Genomic DNA, 17418 nt, shown 5'->3' with positions numbered 1-17418 from the left:
GACATCGGGCCCACGCTGGACCCGCCACCATCGTCCCATGGCCAGTAACGTGGAAGGGATGGCCACGACATTCGCCGATCAACTCCGGTCCCTGCCCGATGAGGCCCTGGGCGCGCTGATCCAGCTGCGCCCCGACCTCGTCGTGCCGGTGCCTTCGGACGTGTCCGCACTGGCCGTGCGCGCACAATCCCGGGGTTCGGTGGCACGCTGCCTGGACTCGCTGGACGAGTTCACCCTGACCATCCTCGATGCCGCGCGCCTCAGCCGGGCGCCGGAAACCGCGCTGACCTCGACGGATGCGATCGTCGAGCTGGCCGCGTCGGCGCCGCCGGACGACGTTCGGGTGGCCATCGGCCGGCTCCGGGCCCGCTTCCTGCTGCACGGGCCAGAAGACGCGCTGCAGATCGTCGGCGCCGTGGACGAGGTGACGTCGCCGTACCCGGCGGGCCTGGGCCGGCCGGCCGACTACCTCGATCCGTCGGCGGCCGGGCTCTGCCTCGACCGGGCCAAGCTGCGCCGCACCGTGATGGAGGCCACGCCGGACGCCCGCAAGGTGCTCGACCGGCTGGCCGCGGGCCCCCCGATCGGCGCGCTGGGCGGCCGCAGCGCCCATGACGGCGTGGTGTCCGAGCCGGTGCGCTGGCTGATCGATCACCACCTGCTGGTTCGGGTGTCCGAGGCGGGCCGGTCGCCGCGGCCGGACGGCGAGCTGGTCGAGCTGCCTCGCGAGGTGGGCATGCTGCTGCGCCGCGAGACCGGGCCGCTGGGGCTGCTCCGGCCCTGTCCGCCGGCGCCCGAGACCCCGGTGCGGGACGGCAAGGCGGTGGACGCGGCCGGCGCGGGGCAGGCCCTCGAGGCGGTACGCACGACCGAGAACCTGCTGGAGGCGCTGGCCGCCGATCCGGCGCCGGTGCTCAAGGCGGGCGGGCTGGGCGTCCGTGACCTGAAGCGGCTGGTCCGCGAGGTGAACGTCGACGAGCCGACCGCGGCCCTGATGCTCGAGGTGGCCCACGCGACCGGTCTGCTCGGCGAGGCCGACCGCAGCGGCAACGGCCGGTCCCTGGCCGGCGGCGGCGACGAGATCTTCCTGCCCACCGGCGCCTACGACCTGTGGAAGGCGCAGAGCATCGCCCAGCGCTGGACCGCCCTGGCCCGCGCGTGGCTGATGATGACCCGGCAGTCCGGTCTGGTCGGGCAGCGCGACGAACGCGACCGCCCGATCACCGCGCTCTCCCCCGAGGCCGAGCGGCCGGCGGCGCCACAGGCCCGGCGAGAGGCCCTGATGGCTCTGGCCGCGCTGCCCACCGGCACCGCGCCGCCGGTCGAGGACGTGCTGGGACTACTGTTCTGGCAGGCGCCACGCCGGGCCCGGGGCCGCGAGGCGGTGCACCGGGACGCCCTGGACAACGCCGCCCTGCTCGGGGTGACCGGGCGGAACGCGCTCACCTCGTACGCCCGCCTGCTTCTCGACCCCGAGGACGGCGACCCGCTGGGCGCGGAACCGGCCACCGACACCGTCCGCGCGCTCGACGGTCTGCTGCCCGCCCCGGTCGACCACGTGCTGGTGCAGGCCGACCTGTCGGTCGTGGTTCCCGGCCCGCCCGAGCCCGAGCTGGCCACCGAGCTCGACGTGCTGACCGAGAAGGAGTCGGCGGCGATGCGCCGGGTGACCGCGGCCAGCGTGCGGCGGGCGCTCGACGTCGGGTATTCCGCCACCGACGTGCACGCGCTGTTCCGGCGCCGGTCGCGGACGCCGGTGCCGCAGGCGCTGACCTATCTGATCGACGACGCCGCCCGCAAGCACGGCGGTCTGCGGGCCGGTTCGGCCGGCGGCTACCTGCGCAGCGACGACGAGGCGTTGGTGGCCGAGGTGCTGGCCGACAAGCGGCTGAGCACGCTGGGCCTGCGCCGGCTGGCGCCGACCGTGCTGGTCAGCCCCCATCAGGTGAGCCGGCTGCTGGGCGCGTTGCGAGATGCCGGTTACGCGCCGGTCGCCGAGGACGCGGGCGGGTCGGCGGTGCTCAGCCGGCCGAAGGTTCGGCGCGCTCCGTCGCGTACCCCCTTCTCGGTGAGGCTGGCCGACCACCAGGCCGGCGCCCCGCAGCTGGCCGGGCCCCGCCTGGCCGGGGTGGTCGAACAGATCCGCAAGGGCGACATCGCGACCCGCGCGGCCCGCCGCGCGCCGGTGAGCGTGCGCGCCTCGACCGGGGCGGGGGTGCCCGGCCTGACCGCGGTGCAGGCTCACAGCCAGGCGATGGCGATGCTCGAGAAGGCGGTGCGTGAGAAGACGCGGGTCTGGGTCGGGTACGTCGACTCGCACGGCGCGACGCTGTCCAGGCTGGTCCGTCCGGTGTCGGTGAGCGCGGGCTATCTGCGCGCCGAGGACGACCGGACCGAGACGCTGCACACGTTCGCCCTGCATCGCATCACCGCAGCCGTACCCGAGGAGCAATAAAAATGTTTTTGGTCCGGTCTATGGGCGGCGGCGGGGCCGAGGACGGCGTGTCAGACTGGAGGGTCTTTTTCAACACCCAGTGGAGAGGCTGCTAAGTGAGCGGCGGACCATTGATCGTCCAGTCCGACAAGACCCTGCTCCTCGAGGTCGACCACCCGGATGCCCAGGCCTGCCGGATGGCCATCGCGCCGTTCGCCGAGCTGGAGCGCAGCCCGGAGCACGTGCACACCTACCGCCTGACCCCGCTCGGCCTGTGGAACGCGCGGGCCGCCGGGCACGACGCCGAGGGCGTGGTCGACGCGCTGATCAAGTTCTCGCGCTACCCGGTGCCCCACGCCCTGCTGGTCGACGTGGCCGAGACGATGGACCGGTACGGCCGGCTCCAGCTGGTCAACGACCCCGGGCACGGCCTGGTGCTCCGCGGCCTCGATAAGATCGTGCTGATCGAGGTGGCGAAGAGCAAGAAGCTGGCCGGCATGCTCGGCGCCCGGATCGACGACGAGACGATCATGGTGCACGCCTCCGAGCGGGGCCGCCTCAAGCAGGCGCTGCTCAAGCTGGGCTGGCCGGCCGAAGACCTGGCCGGGTATGTGGACGGCGAGGCCCACGAGATCGCGCTGGCCGAAAACGGCTGGACCCTGCGGTCGTACCAGCAGGAGGCCGTCGACGGCTTCTGGGCCGGCGGCTCCGGCGTGGTCGTGCTGCCCTGTGGCGCCGGCAAGACGCTGGTGGGCGCGGCGGCGATGGCGACCGCCAAGGCGACCACGCTGATTCTGGTCACCAACACGGTGGCCGGCCGGCAGTGGAAGCGTGAGCTGGTCGCCCGCACGTCGCTGACCGAGGACGAGATCGGTGAGTACAGCGGCGAGCGCAAGGAGATCCGCCCGGTCACCATCGCGACGTACCAGGTGCTCACCTCGCGGCGTGGCGGCGCGTTCACCCACCTCGACCTGTTCGGCGCCCGCGACTGGGGCCTGGTCATCTACGACGAGGTGCATCTGCTCCCGGCGCCGATCTTCCGGTTCACCGCCGACCTGCAGGCCCGCCGCCGGCTCGGGCTGACCGCGACGCTGGTGCGCGAGGACGGCCGCGAGGGCGACGTGTTCTCGCTGATCGGCCCGAAGCGCTACGACGCGCCGTGGAAGGACATCGAGGCGCAGGGCTGGATCGCGCCCGCCCTGTGCACCGAGGTGCGGGTCACGTTGACCGAGGCCGAGCGGATGGCGTACGCGGTGACCGACGCCGAGGAGCGCTACCGGGTGGCGGCCACCGCCCGCACCAAGCTGCCCGTGGTCCGCGCCCTGGTCAATCGACACCCGGACGAGCAGGTGCTGGTCATCGGCGGCTTCCTCGACCAACTGCACCAGCTCGGCGAATACCTCGACGCCCCGATCATCCAGGGCTCGACCACGAACAAGGAGCGGGAGCGGCTGTTCGACGCGTTCCGCTCCGGTGAGCTGCGCACGCTGGTGCTGTCGAAGGTCGGCAACTTCTCCATCGACCTGCCCGAGGCGGCGGTGGCGATCCAGGTGTCCGGCACGTTCGGGTCACGCCAGGAGGAGGCGCAGCGGCTCGGCCGGGTATTGCGGCCCAAGGCGGACGGGCGGCAGGCGCATTTCTACACCGTGGTGTCCCGGGACACCATCGACACCGAGTACGCCGCACACCGGCAGCGGTTCCTGGCCGAGCAGGGTTACGCGTACACCATTGTGGACGCCGACGACGTGCTCGGCCCGCCGCTGCCGCAGATCGACTGACCGCTAGCGGGTCGGCAGCGGGTCCGGCTTGACCGGGGCCTGCTCCACCATGTCCTGGGCGGGCGCGGGCGCGTCGCTCACCCGGACCATGGCCACCGCCGCGCCAAGTCCCAGCAGGAAGACCACGAAGATCCCGGTGATCATGAAGATCACCCAGGGGGGAACGCCGCCTCGTGGCACCGGCGGCGGCGGTGTGGGCGTCGCCCGCGGCGGCTGCGGCCCCGCCTCCCAGTAGGCGGCGGCCGCGATCGCCTCGGGGCTGCCCAGCCGCTGGAGCACCTCGATCATCTCGCTGTCCGAATACGCGCCCCGCTCACGGGCGGTCTCGATGTGCGCCGAGAGGTCGGCCAGCAGCTCGTGGCGCTGCAGCAGCGGCAGCCCGCTCAGCCGCAGCTCGACCTCACGCAGGTATTCGCCCACCACATCGGTCTTCTGAATGCTCATGCCCCACCGGTCCCTACGAGTCGGTCGACGGTCTGCCGGAACGACGTCCACTCGGCGCGGAAGGCGCTCAGCGCCGCCCGCCCGCTGTCGGTGAGCGAGTAGTACCGCCGGGGCGGCCCGGCCGGCGACTCGCTCCACTTGCTGTTCAGCCAGCCCACCCGGCGCAGCCGGGACAGCAGCGGGTAGATCGTGCCCTCGGTGCTGGCGAGGCTGCGCTCCTCACCGAGCCGGCGGACGATCTCGGTGCCGTAGATGTCTTCCCGCTCGACCATGGCCAGGACGCAGAACTCCAGGGTTCCGCGGCGCAGACTGCTGGCGAGCTGGGCGACGTCGGTCATGCGTGACACGGTACCTTGCGACGCAAGGTACGCCTAGGGCAGCTGTGGGCCACGCTCCAGCAGCGGCGCGAGCAGGTCGCCGAACTCGTCGACCCGCTCCAGCACCTCATCCGCCTCGAACTGGCGCGCCTCCGCGTCACCCGTACCCATCGCCTCGACCTCTTCCCAGGTCAGCGGCGTCGACACGGTGGGCGCGGGCTGGGCCCGCAGCGAGTAGGGCGCGACCGTGGTCTTGGCCGCGGCGTTCTGGCTCCAGTCGATGAAGATCTTGCCCGGCCGCAGGTTCTTGGCCATCTTCGCGGTGATCGACCTGGGCACCATCGCGGCCAGCTCCTCGGCCACCTTCTTGGCGTAGAGCGAGACCTCCTCGGCGTCCTGCTCACCGGAGATCGGGCAGCACAACTGCATGCCCTTCTTGCCCGAGGTCTTCGGGTACGCGGCCACCCCGTCCGCCTCCAGCCGGTCGCGCATCAGCACCGCCACCCCGCAGCACTCCTGCAGCCCGGCCGGCGCGCCCGGGTCGAGGTCGACCACCATCAGGTCCGGGTTCTCGCCGACCCGCCACTGCGGCGTGTGCAGCTCCAGCGACGCCAGGTTGGCCACCCAGACCAGGGTCGCGAGGTCGTCCACCACGACGAAGTCGATCGTCTCCCGGGACTTGGTCGACCCGGGCACCGGCAGACGCTCGGTGTGCACCCAGTCCGGCGTACCCCCCGGCTTGTTCTTCTCGAAGAAATGCGCGCCGTCCACGCCGTTGGGGAAGCGGATCCGGGTCAGCGCCCGGCCCTCCAGGTGCGGCAGCAGGAGCGGGGCCAGCCGCGTGTAGTAGTCGATGACCTCACCCTTGGTGAACCCGGCGGCCGGATACATCACCTTGTCCAGGTTGGACAGCTCCAGGTCCCGGCCCTCGATCGTGACCGGGTACGTCTTGCGCTGCTCAGGAGCCATCGTCATCCTCCTCGTAGCAGTCGGCCGGACCCTTGTCCGGGCGCAGCCGCAGGAATCGAGGGAACCGCAGCCGGCCGTCCGGCGTGCGGTTGCCGTAGCGGACCTCGACCACCAGATCGGGACGTACCCAGTGCGCGCCGCGCGCATCCTCCCGTGGCACCGCCCCGGCCGGGAACGGCGACTTCTCGGCGGCGATCGGGGCGAGCACCTCGAGCAGTTCCCGCTCCGACGCGCCGCTGATCCCGCCGCCGACCCGGCCGCGATAGCGCAGCCGGCCGTCCGGCCCGGGCGAGCCGACCAGCAGGCCGCCCAGCCGCCGCGCCCCGGTCCGCCACCCGCCGATCACGTAGTCGCCGGTGTGCTCGAACTTCACCTTGACCCAGTCCGGCGACCGCAGCCCCGGCGTGTACGGCGTGCCCACCCGCTTGGCAACCACGCCCTCCAGCCGGTACTCCCGGGCCGCGGCCGAGGTCGCCTCGCCGTCGGTGAAGACCGGCGGGACCATCCAGTTCCGGCCGGCCAGGTCCAGATCCTCGAGCAGTTCGCGGCGGACCGCGTACGGCTGCTTCTTGAGGTCCTCGCCGTTCAGCCGGAGCAGGTCGAAGATCATGTACGTGACCGGCAGCGTCGCCGCCAGCGAGGCCGCCTTGTTCCGGTCCCGGACGTGCATCCGCTCGGCCAGCGCGGTGAACGACGGCACGCCACGCGCGTCCATCACCACCATCTCGCCGTCCAGAAGCGTGTCCGGCGGCAGCCGTAAAGATGCTATTTCCGGATATGCGATGGTCACCGTGGTGCCCGACCGCGCGTACAGCCGGGGCGGCTCCTGCCCGCAGGCCGCGATCACCCGGACGCCGTCCCACTTGAACTCGTAGCTCCAGCCGGGCCCGCGCGGCAGCGGGCCCGGCGTCGCGAGCATCGGGGACAGCGGGGCCGGCACCTGATCACCATAAGCACTTACGTCAGCTTCGGCGGGCTGCCATCCTTGATCCGAGCAGCGCAAACAGGTTAGGTGGCAGACATGCGTGCGATCTGGAAAGGCGCGGTCTCGTTCGGCCTGGTGTCGATCGCCGTGAAGCTCTATTCCGCGACCGAGGAGAAGGACATCCGGTTCCATCAGGTGCACCGCACCGATGGCGGCCGGATCAAGTACAAGCGCACCTGCTCGGTCGACGGCGAGGAGGTGACCTACGACGACATCGCCAAGGGCTACGACATCGGCGGCGGCGAGATGGTCATTCTCACCGACGACGACTTCGCCGACCTGCCGCTGACCACGTCCCGGGCGATCGACGTGCTGCAGTTCGTGCCGGCCGACGAGATCGACCCGATCATGTTCGCCAAGGCGTACTACCTCGAGCCCGAGGGCCAGGCGGCCAAGCCGTACGTGCTGCTCCGCGACGCCCTCCAGGACGCCGACCGGGTGGCCATCGTGAAGATCGCCATCCGCCAGCGGGAACAGCTCGCCACCCTCCGGGTCCGCGACGACGTGCTGGTCCTCAACACGATGCTCTGGCCCGACGAGGTCCGCGGCGTCGACTTCGGCTTCCTCGACGAAGACATCGAGACCCGGCCGGCCGAGCTGGCCATGGCGAGCTCGCTGATCGACTCGATGGCCGGCAGCTTCAAGCCCGAGGAGTTCACCGACAACTACCGGGCCGCGCTCCAGGAGGTCATCGACGCCAAGGTCGAGGGCCGCGAGGTGGTCGCGCCCGAGGAGGCCGACGAGGAGCCGGCCGCCGCGGTCGACCTGATGGCCGCGCTCAAGGCCAGCGTCGAGCGGGCCAAGGCGGCCCGCGGTGAAGCTCCGAAGGCCGCTCCGGCGAAAAAGACCGCGGCCAAGAAGACCGCCGCCAAGAAGGCCGCTCCGGCCAAGCGCGCCGCCAAGAAGTCCGCTTAATCTTGCGGCGTGGGATTGTCTTGGGCTGAGTCATACCTGGGCCGTCAGCGGGCCTTCGCCGGCGACGACGAGCGGCTGCTCTTCGTCGCCTCACGCGGTGTCATCATCGACGACCAGAACCGTCTGTTGCTGATCCAGCGCTCCGACAACCATCGCTGGGCCATCCCGGCCGGCGCGATGGAGCTGGGCGAGAGCATGGAGGAGTGCGCGATCCGCGAGACCTGGGAGGAGACCGGTCTCACCGCGACGTCGCTGACCCCGTTCGCCTTCTACTCGCGGGCGCAGTTCGTCAACGACTACGGGCACGCGTACCAGCAGATCCTGATGGCCTTCCGGATCCACACCTGGGAGGGTGAGCTGCTCAAGGCGACCGACGAGACGATCGACGCCGGCTTCTTCCCGCTGGACGCGCTGCCCGGCGAACGGTCGTTCATCATCGAGGAGACCCTGGCCGACCTGGCCACGTTCGAGTCGACCGGCCGGCTGGTGCTCAAGTAGCCCATGCTGGGAATGGATCTCTCGCCCCTCCGCACGTCCCGCGACTTCCGGCTGATGTTCACGGCCGGCGCGGTGTCGGGTTTCGGGTCGTTCATCACCTACGTCACGATCCCGTTCCAGGTCGCCGCGATCACCAACGACCCGCTGATGGTCGGCCTGCTCGGCGTCTGCGAGCTGGTCCCGCTGATCGTGATGAGCTTCGTCGGCGGGGCGCTGGCCGACTTCGTGGACCGCAAGCTGCTGGTCCGGCTGGCCGAGATCGCCCAGACCGCCCTGTGCGGCGTGCTCCTGCTCAACGCCCTGTCCGACGAGCCCCACCTCTGGCTGCTGTACGTGGTGGCCGCGCTCGCCGCGACGTTCGGCGGGCTGGCCCGGCCCGCCCTGGACGCGATGATCCCCCGGCTGGTCGAGCCCGAGCAGATCCCGGCCACCATGTCGCTCCAGTCGCTGCAGTACAACGTGGCCCAGCTGGCCGGCCCGGCGCTGGCCGGCATCCTGATCGCCACCATCGACCTGGCCTGGGTGTACGCGTTCGACCTGCTCACCTTCGCGGTGTCGCTGGTCTGCATCACGCTGGTCCGGGCGGTGCCGCCGCCCGGCGACGCCGACCGCCCGTCGCTGCGTTCGGTGGCCACCGGCCTGCGTTACGCCCGGAGCCGCCCCGAGCTGCTCGGCACCTACCTGATCGACGTCAACGCGATGTTCTTCGGCATGCCGCAGGCGCTCTACCCGTTCCTGGCCAACCAGCTCGGCGGGCCCAAGATCCTCGGTCTGCTGTACGCCGCCCCGGCCGCCGGGTCGATGCTGGCCACGCTCACCTCACGCTGGTCGGGCCGGGTGCACCGGCACGGACTGATGGTGGTCGTCGCGGCCGCCTGCTGGGGCCTCGGCATCGTCGGCGCGGGCCTGTCCGACTGGCTCTGGCTCACCCTGTTCTGCCTGGCCTTCGCCGGTGCGTCCGACATGATCTCGGGCATCTTCCGGGCGATCATCTGGAGTCAGACCATCCCCGACCACCTGCGCGGGCGGCTGGCCGGCATCGAGATGCTGTCGTACACCACCGGTCCGCTGCTCGGTCAGGTCCGGTCCGGGGCGATGGCCCGGACCGGTCTGGGCGTGGCCGGCTCGATCTGGGTGGGTGGGGTGCTCTGCATCGTGGGTACGGCCGTCCTGGCCGCCCTGTTGCCCAAGTTCGTCCGGTACGACGGCAAGGACGGCATCGCGCGCAAGAAGGCGGAGGACGAGGCATGGCTGGCACGGTCCACGACGACACCCGGGTGAGGGCCGCGACGCGGGCCGTCTACGTCGCGTTCATCGGCTCGGGCTGGGCCATGTCCAGCTGGGCCACCCGGATCCCGCAGGTCCGCGACGGCCTCGACCTCACACCGAGCCGGCTGGGCCTGGTGCTGCTGGCCATCGCGTGCGGCTCGATCGTCGCGCTGCCGCTGGCCGGCACGATCGTCACCCGGTTCGGCTCGCGGCTCACGATCACCGCGATGGCCGTCGTCCTCTGCGTCTCGATGACCGGCATCGCGCTGGGCTACCACCTCGGCGTCGTACCCGTGGTCATCTCGCTCTTCGGGTTCGGCTTCGCCCAGGGCGCCTGGGACGTGGCGATGAACGTCCAGGGCGCGGTGGTCGAGCAGAAGCTCCGCCGGTCGATCATGTCCCGGTTCCACGCGGGCTTCAGCGTGGGTACGGTGGCCGGCGCCCTGACCGGCACCGCCACGCTCGCCCTGGACATCTCGGTCACGGCCCACCTGATCTTCTTCGGCCTGGTCATCGCCGCCTGTGTGATCGCGGCCGTCCGCGGCTTCGTGCCCGACACCGATCCCGTCTCCGCCGCCGACCCGGCCGCCGGCCCGAAGCCGTCCGTCCTGGCCGCCTGGATCGAGCCCCGCACCCTGCTGGTCGGCCTGTTCGTGCTGGCCTTCGCCTTCGCCGAGGGCACCGGCGTGGACTGGATCGCGGTGGCCGTCATCGACGACTACGGCGGGGCCGTCACCAGCGGCACCCTGACCTACGCCATCTTCCTGGCCGCGATGACGGTGGGCCGCTGGTTCGGCCCCGGCCTGCTCGACCGCTACGGCCGGGTCCCGGTGGTCCGCGTCCTGGCCCTGATCGCCCTGGCCGGCCTGGCCCTGTTCGTCTTCGGCACCGCCCTGCCGATCGCCGTCGCCGGCGCCCTGCTCTGGGGCCTGGGCACCTCCCTGGGCTTCCCGGTCGGCATGAGCGCCGCCGCCGACGATCCGGCCCGAGCCGCGGCCCGGGTGAGCGTGGTCGCCTCGGTCGGCTACTGCGCCTTCCTGGGCGGCCCCCCACTGATCGGCTTCCTGGGCGACCACATCACCGTCCAGAAAGGCCTGATCGCCGTGGCCGCCCTGCTGGCCGTCTCGCTGATGGTCGCCTCGGTGATCCGCCCCCTCGACCCCACCCGCAAGAACTGACGGCGTCACCGACCGATGCCCGGATGCCCGGGCGTCGCAACCCGGGCATCCGTGTTCGCGTCAGTCGTTCCACTCCTCGATCGCTCGGCGTAGCGCCCGGGCGACCTGGTTGAACACCTGGGCGTTGGTGCTCGCGAAGAGGATCACGCCGTCGCCGCGGTAGGTCGCGTGCAGTTCCCAGAGGCGCGGACGACAACGCCACCAGGCGTGGACGGCGATGCCCGGGATGCTGATGGCCAGCAGGCCCAGCGCGATCATCGCGGGGGTCTCGACCACGGGCCAGATGGCCACGGCGAGGGCCACCGAACCGGTGGCGGTCTGGACGGTGGGCGGCCGGCTGCGGTCGACGGCGGTGTTCGTGATGCCGACGTCGTGCAGCTCGCGGATCGCGAAAATCTTCCCCGGCATGGTGCGCCAGACGAAGAAATCGCTGGTCACCACGACATCAGGCCCACGGTAGTAGGTGCGCATGGCGAACTCCTTCCCCGGACTCCTTGCGAGGAGAGGGAACAGCGAGCCACCATTGGCGCAGAGAGAATTCCCCGCCTCGCTCGTTGCAACTGCCGCACGGAGCTCAGAGGCGACAAAGGCACCCGGTTGCCGCCGGGTGCCTTTGCTGTCTTCCCTTCGAGTTCCGCCCTGTTGCCTGCCTGTAGTACAGCACGGCTACCCGGCTGTCCGCTACACATCAACCTGCCACCTTGCAGATTGCGTACAGGCCAAGTCGGCGTACTCTCCAAAGAGACCCAGAGTGAGCTGGGCAAACGTGATCGGGTGAATTCTCTGGGCCGGTGGCGGTCGCGGGGGAGAATGACAGCGTGAGTCACCTGACGTCGGGTTTCACCAGAGATGGGCACGGGTACGGCCACTGACGACCTTGGATCGCGAACAGCTGGGGAGGCTGGTCAACCCATGGAAAGTCGACTCCGGATCGCCGGCGAGGCTATCCACCCGGTCCTGATCATGTTCCCGTTGGGACTGTTCACGATGGCCGTCCTCTTCGACCTGGCCAACAACCTGGGCGCCCCCGCCATCATCGGGCAGCTCGCCTACTGGAACATCCTGGCCGGCCTGATCGGCGGCATCCTGGTCGTGCTGGCCGCCGCGATCGACGTGGTGTTCGTCCGCAACGGGCGGGCCAAGCGGGCGGGTGTCCTGCGCAACCTGATGCACATGGGTGTGCTGATCGTCTTCACGGTCGTCCTGATGCTGCGCATGCAGTCCCCCGACCGGGTCGCCGGCTGGGGCATTCTCGCGGTCGAGGTTCTCGCGCTGACCGGCTCGTTCTACGCCGCGTGGTTCGCCGGCGAGCTGGCCAACCGCCGCTCGGTTCCCGCGCTCGCTCCCCGCCGCAGCTGAGCTCCCGGATCCATACCGGATCTGGTTTGCCACCTTTCCTCCCGGGCACGCAAGGAAGGTAGGACAAGCGCAATCGAGGAGGAGAGATGACCGCTTCGATCAAGGGCAAGCGGGTGGCGTTCCTGGCGACCGACGGCGTCGAGGAGGTCGAGTACACCGAGCCGCGGAAGGCGGTCGAATCCGCGGGCGGCTCGGCCGAACTGCTGTCGATCAAGTCGGGCGAGATCCAGGCCGTCAATCACATGGACAAGGCCGGCACCTACCCGGTCGACAAAGAGGTCAAGAACGCCAGCCCCGATGAGTACGACGCGCTGGTGCTGCCCGGCGGTGTGGCGAACCCGGACTTCCTGCGCGCCGACGCCGACGCGGTCCGGTTCGTCCGCGAGTTCGTGACCTCGGGCAAGCCGGTGGCGGCGATCTGCCACGGCCCCTGGACGCTGGTCGAGGCCGGCGTGGTCGACGGCCGGACGCTGACCAGCTGGCCGAGCCTGCGCACCGATCTGACCAATGCCGGCGCGACCTGGGTCGACGAGCAGGTCCACGTCGACGACACCCTGGTCACCAGCCGCAAACCGGACGATCTGCCCGCGTTCTGCGACGCGATGCTCGATCAGATCAGCCAGCCCGCGCACGCGTGATGCGGCCCGTGGGGCCGGTCTCCCGGCCCCACATCCATCGGTCCTAGACTCTTCAGGGTGATCGCTGAGCCGGACTTCGACGTGGCCGTCGTCGGGGCCGGCCCGGCCGGGCTGGCGGCGGCGCGGGCCGCCGCCGCGGCCGGTGCCCGCACCATCCTCATCGACCGGGCCGAACACCCTCGTTACAAGACCTGTGGTGGCGGCCTGATCGGCGCGTCGCTCGCGTTGGCCGCGCCCCGCATCCAGGTGCCCAGCCGCGACTCGATCTCGTCGATCACCTTCACCGACGACGGTCATCGGGCCTTCACCCGGCAGTCGGCCAGGCCGCTGCTGACCATGGTCCGGCGCGACGAGTTCGACCACGCGTTGCTCGAGGCCGCCGCGTCGGCCGGCGCCAAGGTGCTGCAGAACGCCCAGGTGCGCGCGCTCGACCAGGACGCCGAGTCGGCCACCGTGACGTTCGGCGACGGCGTCTCGCTGACGGCACGGGTGGTCATCGGGGCCGACGGTTCGGCCGGTGTCACCTCCCGCTACGTCGGCGTCGCCTTCGAACAGCAAGACCTCGGCCTCGAGGTGGAACTGGCGGCGACCCGGGAAGACCGGGAGGCGTGGCGCGGCCGGGTCCAGCTCGACTGGGGCGCCGAGCCCGGCTCGTACGGCTGGGTCTTCCCCAAGGACGACGAGCTCACCGTCGGCGTGATCATGGTCAAGGGCAAGGGCGCCGAGACCAAGGACTACCTGACCAAGTTCCTGTCCACGCTGGGCCTGAACGGTCGCGACGTGCGCCGTGACTCGGGCCACCTGACCCGCTGCCGTACGCCGGACGCCCCGCTGACCCGCGGCCGCGTGCTGGTCGCCGGCGACGCCGCGGGCCTGCTCGAGCCGTGGACCCGCGAGGGCATCAGTTACGCCCTGCGTTCCGGCGCCTGGGCCGGCGAAGTGGCCGCCCGGGCCGCCGAGCAGGGCGTCGGGGCGCTGGACGGCTATCCCGCCCTGGTCCGCAAGCACCTGGTCCCCGAGATGACGGCCGGCCACCGCCTGCTCGGCGTCTTCTCGCGGCACCGTCATCTGGTGCACGCCGCGATGGCCACGCCGATGGGCTGGCGGGCCTTCGAGAGCTTCTGCCAGGGCGACCTGTCGATGGCCGCCGTCCTTCAGCGCTCCCCCATCCGGGTCGCGGTCGGCCTGCTCGGCGGCGACGGCGATCAGGTAGCGGCGAAGCCCGCCCGATAGAGGTCGCGGAGCAGGCCGATCTCGCCGCCGTGGTGGAACGTCTCGCGGTTCAGGTGGAGCGCCAGTTGGGCCATGCTCTGCTCGGCGAAGAACGCGGCCCGGGGGCCCAGCGGCGCCTCGAACGCCGCCGCGTCCATGGACAGCAGGCCGTCACGCCACCATTCGTACGACCGCTGCAGGAACTCGATCGCGCCGACCGCCGTGGCCGGCAGCGACACCGGCCGGTGGCGCGGGTCGAACATGTCGGCGTCGGCGGGCACGCTGCCGTCACCGAAGAACGTGCTGGCCCGGGTGTGGAAGCAGCCCACCGCGATGTGATTGATCCGCCAGGCCAGCGTGGTCACCGGGGGCGGGTCGGGTTCCTGGCCAGGTTGCGCCCCGTCGGCGACCTGGTTGCCCGCCGCGTCGGGACGCACCGACCAGGCGCCGGGCGCCGGCTCCCACAGGTATTCCTCGTCGCTCAGGCCCCGCAACCGTGGCATGAGCGTGTAGTCCCAGTAGAAACCGAGTTGGTCGACCGCGATGGCGCGTACCCAATCCATGGGGTCCGGTCTATCACCAGGGTCTGACAATTCAGGAGATCGACCGGCGGGTCCAGGGCGCCCACTGCACGGCCGCGGCGAAGCCCTCGCGCCGGGCCGAGCGGGCCGCGGCCGTGTCGAGCAGGGTCTCGCGGCGGACGTTCAGGTCGGGGCCGATCAGGCGCACCTCGGACCACGAACCACCGACGCCCCGGCGCACCCGCTCCCAGAGACCGCCCTCGACCAGCGCCGACGTCTGGGCCCGCAGCGCGTCGGCGAGCGCGTCGGGCTCTTCCCCGCACGCGTCGCAGCCACAGTTCGGCAGGCTTTCCTCGTACCACCGCCCGAACCGGAGCACCACGCTCGGGAAGTCGGTGAAGGCGATCGCCAGCGGCGCTGCTGCCGGGGTACGAGGAACCAGACGGACCGTCCGGTAGAGCTCGGCGCCGAGCGGCTCCTTCGCTTCCCGGCGTTCGACGGTGAACTGCTCGGTCAGCTCGGCGAGCACGTGCTCGGCCGCGTCGTGCAGCATGGCGAAGCGTCCCGGGTTGGTGACCCGGGAGTACTCCTCAGGCTTGCCGTCGCCGTCTCTCATCAGAGCAAGTATGCCGTCGCGCGCGTGTCGTCCGGCCAGGTTCGGCACACGTCCGCCGGCCCGGGGATCAGCGGAACTCGCGCGCGCCGTCGAGGAATGCGGCCCATTCGGCGTGGGTGAACGTCACCACGACCTCGGGATCGGCGGAGTTTCGCACCAGAACGTGATGGTCGAGCTTCGCCACTTCAACGCAGTCACCACCCTGGCACCTGCTGCTGCGGCGCCAGATCGGCTGTTGTTGCGACTGGATCATCGTGCCTCCTCCGTGACTCCGCGTTCCACGGTAAGCGACACCCTGACGATCAAGCAGCGATGAACATGAATGAATAGACGGTTCTATGATGTTTCACGACAAAGAACCGCTATGCGCTTTTCTGCGGGCGTCCGATCCGCGTCTCCGACCGTGAAGCCGAGGTCCGGACGCCCGTTTTTTAAGACTAGAAGCGGAACTCTCCGGCGTTGACGCCCTGCACGAAGGCCTTCCACTCGTCAGCGGTGAAGTGAAGCGGCGCAGTCTCCGGGTTCTTCGAGTCACGGACCAGGTATTGGTCCGCGACCTTCGCAACCTCGACGCAGCTGCCCCCGCTGCAGCTGGAGCTCTTCAGCCACTTCGGCTCGACAACAGTCACTCTGTGGTCTCCGGTTCAAGGAGGGCACCGTTCGGTGCCAGGGTGTATATAAAAGAAGATTACGCGTCGTCACCGGCGCTGATCATGTTTTCGAGATACGAGATTCGGTCTCCCACGAACGAGGCAGTCTCGTCCTCGTCGAGGGACACCTTCCACAGCTGTTCGAAACGCTGCAGGTGCCTCGAGGTCGCGTTCTTGTCCTCGATGATCTCGTCGGTGATTCCGTTCTCTCGATACATGACCTCATTGCCGGGCCCGACACCGCCCAACGACAGCAGATCGAAGCTGGCATTGTTGGCGATGGGCACATCGAGGTCGAAGGGCAACATCCGCATGCGGATGAGATCTTCGGTCGCCAGGCGCTGCATTTCGCGAAGCTGCCTGACGAACACCGCCGGACCGCCCGTCGAGCGCAGGAACACGCCCTGGTCCAGAACGGTGCGGTACTCCATCGACCCGAGCCGGCTCAGCATCGCCTCGCGACGCAACCGCCGAGCCTCGATCACCGCCTCTACCCGGTCCGCGGAAAGCGGGTCCCCCGAGAACGGCTGCGCCTCGTCCGCGAACGGGCCGGTGAGGGCACGCGCGTACTCGGGCAGCTGCAAGGCCCCGGGGAAATACCTGATATTGAAGGTGCGGACCGCGACGGCGACCGACTCGTACTCGAAGAATTGCCGCAACTGCGGACTTATGTCGCGGAAGGAGGCGTCTTGCCACCACGCGACATGCTGACGCAATCGAGCAATTTTCGCATCACCGATCAGCGCACTGATTTGCGCCCGATCCTTGATCTTCAGGTAACTCAGCAACGGCCGAAGGTCATTCGGTGAAATGCTGACATCGCCATTCTCGATGCGAATGACTTTGCTGAGAGACCATTCCATCTCTTCAGCGACCTCGAGTTGGGTCAGGTTCGCGGCCTCTCGCGCCTCACGCAGCGCCAGCCGCACGCGTCTACGCGCGACGGTGGGCGACACGGGTGGCGGGACGGCCTCGGCCATGACTCCTTCATCTTCGCCGTTGAAGAGATCCAGCAAATCTGCCACCTCGCTGCTTGCCTGTTGGCAGGCAGCGAGGTCGCGGTCACTCTACATGGAAACGATGCGGAAGCTTCTTGGGTTCACCGAAACGAGATGAGTCACACGGTGGAGCCCGACGGTGATCATGAGGCGGCGGCGAGGCGGTGGTCCGAGTGGTCCCGGCGGCCGTTCTCCAGGCTGCGCCGGAGAGCGCGAGTGACCTGGTTGAACACCCGAAGGTCGCGGCTCTCGTAGACGGTGGTGCGGGCGCCGCGGACGGTCGCCACGACGCGGTAGACGCGGGCGCTCGACATCTGTCGACTGCAGACGGCGACGACGGCCGCCGACACGGCGAGTGCGGCCAGGGGGATGCCGGCCACCGCCCCGGCGGTCAGTCCGGCCGCCCCGGCGAGCGCGGCCAGACCGGCCGACGCGACGAGGAGGGCGTCCGCGAAGCGGGCCCGCGCGGTCTGCTCGACGCGCTGGATCGCCCGCAGCTCGCGTACCGGAACGATCCTGGGGGTGGTGCCGAGCCAGACGAAGTTGTCGGCGGTCACGAAGGCGTCGGGTCCACGGTAATAGGTGCGCATGGCGTTCCCCTTTTCGCTCCTGGTCGAGGAAGGAAAGGGCCGCTGAG

General features: G+C 70.2%; 20 protein-coding genes. 9 read left to right on the top strand and 11 right to left on the bottom strand.

What is annotated here, in order from left to right; genetic code table 11:
• Positions 1–58: 58 nt before the first annotated feature.
• Together AB0O15_RS24535 and AB0O15_RS24530 are read left to right on the top strand one after the other, a co-directional pair.
• Entirely contained in the window at positions 59–2455 is a 2397-nt protein-coding gene (locus AB0O15_RS24535) for a helicase-associated domain-containing protein (RefSeq protein ID WP_364322533.1), read from the top strand.
• A gap of 95 nt (positions 2456–2550) precedes the next feature.
• Complete coding sequence (locus AB0O15_RS24530; RefSeq protein WP_364322531.1) at positions 2551–4212, top strand: DNA repair helicase XPB; 1662 nt, start codon at positions 2551–2553, stop codon at positions 4210–4212.
• Positions 4213–4215: 3 nt separating this feature from the next.
• Here the strand turns inward: AB0O15_RS24530 and AB0O15_RS24525 are convergent, their stop codons facing one another.
• Genes AB0O15_RS24525 through ligD (AB0O15_RS24510) form a run of 4 tightly spaced genes read right to left on the bottom strand, consistent with a single transcriptional unit; the run spans position 4216 to position 6861 of the window.
• A complete protein-coding gene (locus AB0O15_RS24525) occupies positions 4216–4656 on the bottom strand; it encodes a hypothetical protein (RefSeq protein WP_364322529.1) in 441 nt (146 codons plus the stop codon).
• Positions 4653–4994: a PadR family transcriptional regulator gene (locus AB0O15_RS24520; protein ID WP_364322527.1), complete on the bottom strand. Its 342-nt coding sequence runs from the start codon at positions 4992–4994 to the stop codon at positions 4653–4655. Before AB0O15_RS24520 ends, AB0O15_RS24525 begins: the two co-directional genes overlap by 4 nt.
• A gap of 33 nt (positions 4995–5027) precedes the next feature.
• On the bottom strand, positions 5028–5942 hold the full coding sequence (gene ligD / locus AB0O15_RS24515; protein ID WP_364322525.1) for a non-homologous end-joining DNA ligase: 915 nt from the start codon (positions 5940–5942) through the stop codon (positions 5028–5030).
• Positions 5932–6861 (bottom strand): non-homologous end-joining DNA ligase, encoded by a 930-nt coding sequence (gene ligD / locus AB0O15_RS24510; RefSeq protein WP_364322666.1) that lies wholly within the window; start codon positions 6859–6861, stop codon positions 5932–5934. Before ligD (AB0O15_RS24510) ends, ligD (AB0O15_RS24515) begins: the two co-directional genes overlap by 11 nt.
• Before the next feature lie 102 nt (positions 6862–6963).
• On the opposite strand from ligD (AB0O15_RS24510), the gene AB0O15_RS24505 reads away from it, so the two are divergent.
• From AB0O15_RS24505 to AB0O15_RS24490, 4 genes are read left to right on the top strand one after another with little or no spacing between them, the layout of a single operon-like run.
• Positions 6964–7842 carry a Ku protein gene (locus AB0O15_RS24505; protein ID WP_364322523.1) on the top strand — a complete coding sequence of 293 codons (879 nt, stop codon included), beginning with the start codon at positions 6964–6966 and terminating at the stop codon, positions 7840–7842.
• Between the two features lie 9 nt (positions 7843–7851).
• Positions 7852–8340: an NUDIX domain-containing protein gene (locus tag AB0O15_RS24500; protein WP_364322521.1), complete on the top strand. Its 489-nt coding sequence runs from the start codon at positions 7852–7854 to the stop codon at positions 8338–8340.
• Positions 8341–8352: 12 nt separating this feature from the next.
• Positions 8353–9621, top strand: a complete 1269-nt coding sequence (locus AB0O15_RS24495) for an MFS transporter (RefSeq protein ID WP_364322519.1) — start codon at positions 8353–8355, stop codon at positions 9619–9621.
• Positions 9588–10787: an MFS transporter gene (locus AB0O15_RS24490; protein WP_364322517.1), complete on the top strand. Its 1200-nt coding sequence runs from the start codon at positions 9588–9590 to the stop codon at positions 10785–10787. Before AB0O15_RS24495 ends, AB0O15_RS24490 begins: the two co-directional genes overlap by 34 nt.
• Before the next feature lie 60 nt (positions 10788–10847).
• Here AB0O15_RS24490 and AB0O15_RS24485 read toward each other — a convergent pair whose 3' ends face one another.
• A complete protein-coding gene (locus tag AB0O15_RS24485) occupies positions 10848–11258 on the bottom strand; it encodes a DUF6232 family protein (protein ID WP_364322515.1) in 411 nt (136 codons plus the stop codon).
• Positions 11259–11699: 441 nt separating this feature from the next.
• On the opposite strand from AB0O15_RS24485, the gene AB0O15_RS24480 reads away from it, so the two are divergent.
• The 3 genes from AB0O15_RS24480 (at position 11700) to AB0O15_RS24470 (ending at position 14017) form a co-directional block, all read left to right on the top strand.
• Positions 11700–12146, top strand: a complete 447-nt coding sequence (locus AB0O15_RS24480) for a DUF2231 domain-containing protein (protein WP_364322513.1) — start codon at positions 11700–11702, stop codon at positions 12144–12146.
• Positions 12147–12232: 86 nt separating this feature from the next.
• Entirely contained in the window at positions 12233–12784 is a 552-nt protein-coding gene (locus AB0O15_RS24475; protein WP_364322511.1) for a type 1 glutamine amidotransferase domain-containing protein, read from the top strand.
• Positions 12785–12841: 57 nt separating this feature from the next.
• Complete coding sequence (locus AB0O15_RS24470; protein WP_364322510.1) at positions 12842–14017, top strand: geranylgeranyl reductase family protein; 1176 nt, start codon at positions 12842–12844, stop codon at positions 14015–14017.
• Here the strand turns inward: AB0O15_RS24470 and AB0O15_RS24465 are convergent.
• The 6 genes from AB0O15_RS24465 to AB0O15_RS24440 all read right to left on the bottom strand — a co-directional run bounded on the left by AB0O15_RS24465 (position 13990) and on the right by AB0O15_RS24440 (position 17371).
• Positions 13990–14559, bottom strand: a complete 570-nt coding sequence (locus tag AB0O15_RS24465; RefSeq protein ID WP_364322508.1) for a DinB family protein — start codon at positions 14557–14559, stop codon at positions 13990–13992. The genes AB0O15_RS24470 and AB0O15_RS24465 overlap by 28 nt on opposite strands.
• 31 nt (positions 14560–14590) lie before the next feature.
• On the bottom strand, positions 14591–15133 hold the full coding sequence (locus AB0O15_RS24460) for a DUF6226 family protein (protein ID WP_364322506.1): 543 nt from the start codon (positions 15131–15133) through the stop codon (positions 14591–14593).
• Between the two features lie 67 nt (positions 15134–15200).
• Entirely contained in the window at positions 15201–15386 is a 186-nt protein-coding gene (locus tag AB0O15_RS24455; RefSeq protein ID WP_364322504.1) for a DUF397 domain-containing protein, read from the bottom strand.
• Positions 15387–15570: 184 nt separating this feature from the next.
• A complete protein-coding gene (locus AB0O15_RS24450) occupies positions 15571–15762 on the bottom strand; it encodes a DUF397 domain-containing protein (protein ID WP_364322502.1) in 192 nt (63 codons plus the stop codon).
• A 59-nt stretch (positions 15763–15821) separates the two neighbouring features.
• Complete coding sequence (locus tag AB0O15_RS24445; RefSeq protein WP_364322500.1) at positions 15822–16808, bottom strand: helix-turn-helix transcriptional regulator; 987 nt, start codon at positions 16806–16808, stop codon at positions 15822–15824.
• Positions 16809–16924: 116 nt separating this feature from the next.
• Positions 16925–17371 carry a DUF6232 family protein gene (locus AB0O15_RS24440; RefSeq protein WP_364322498.1) on the bottom strand — a complete coding sequence of 149 codons (447 nt, stop codon included), beginning with the start codon at positions 17369–17371 and terminating at the stop codon, positions 16925–16927.
• Positions 17372–17418 lie beyond the last annotated feature (47 nt).

The sequence above is a fragment of the Actinoplanes sp. NPDC089786 genome (assembly GCF_040684855.1).
Taxonomy (GTDB): Bacteria; Actinomycetota; Actinomycetes; order Mycobacteriales; family Micromonosporaceae; genus Actinoplanes.
This window is presented reverse-complemented; position numbering and strand designations above follow the sequence as displayed.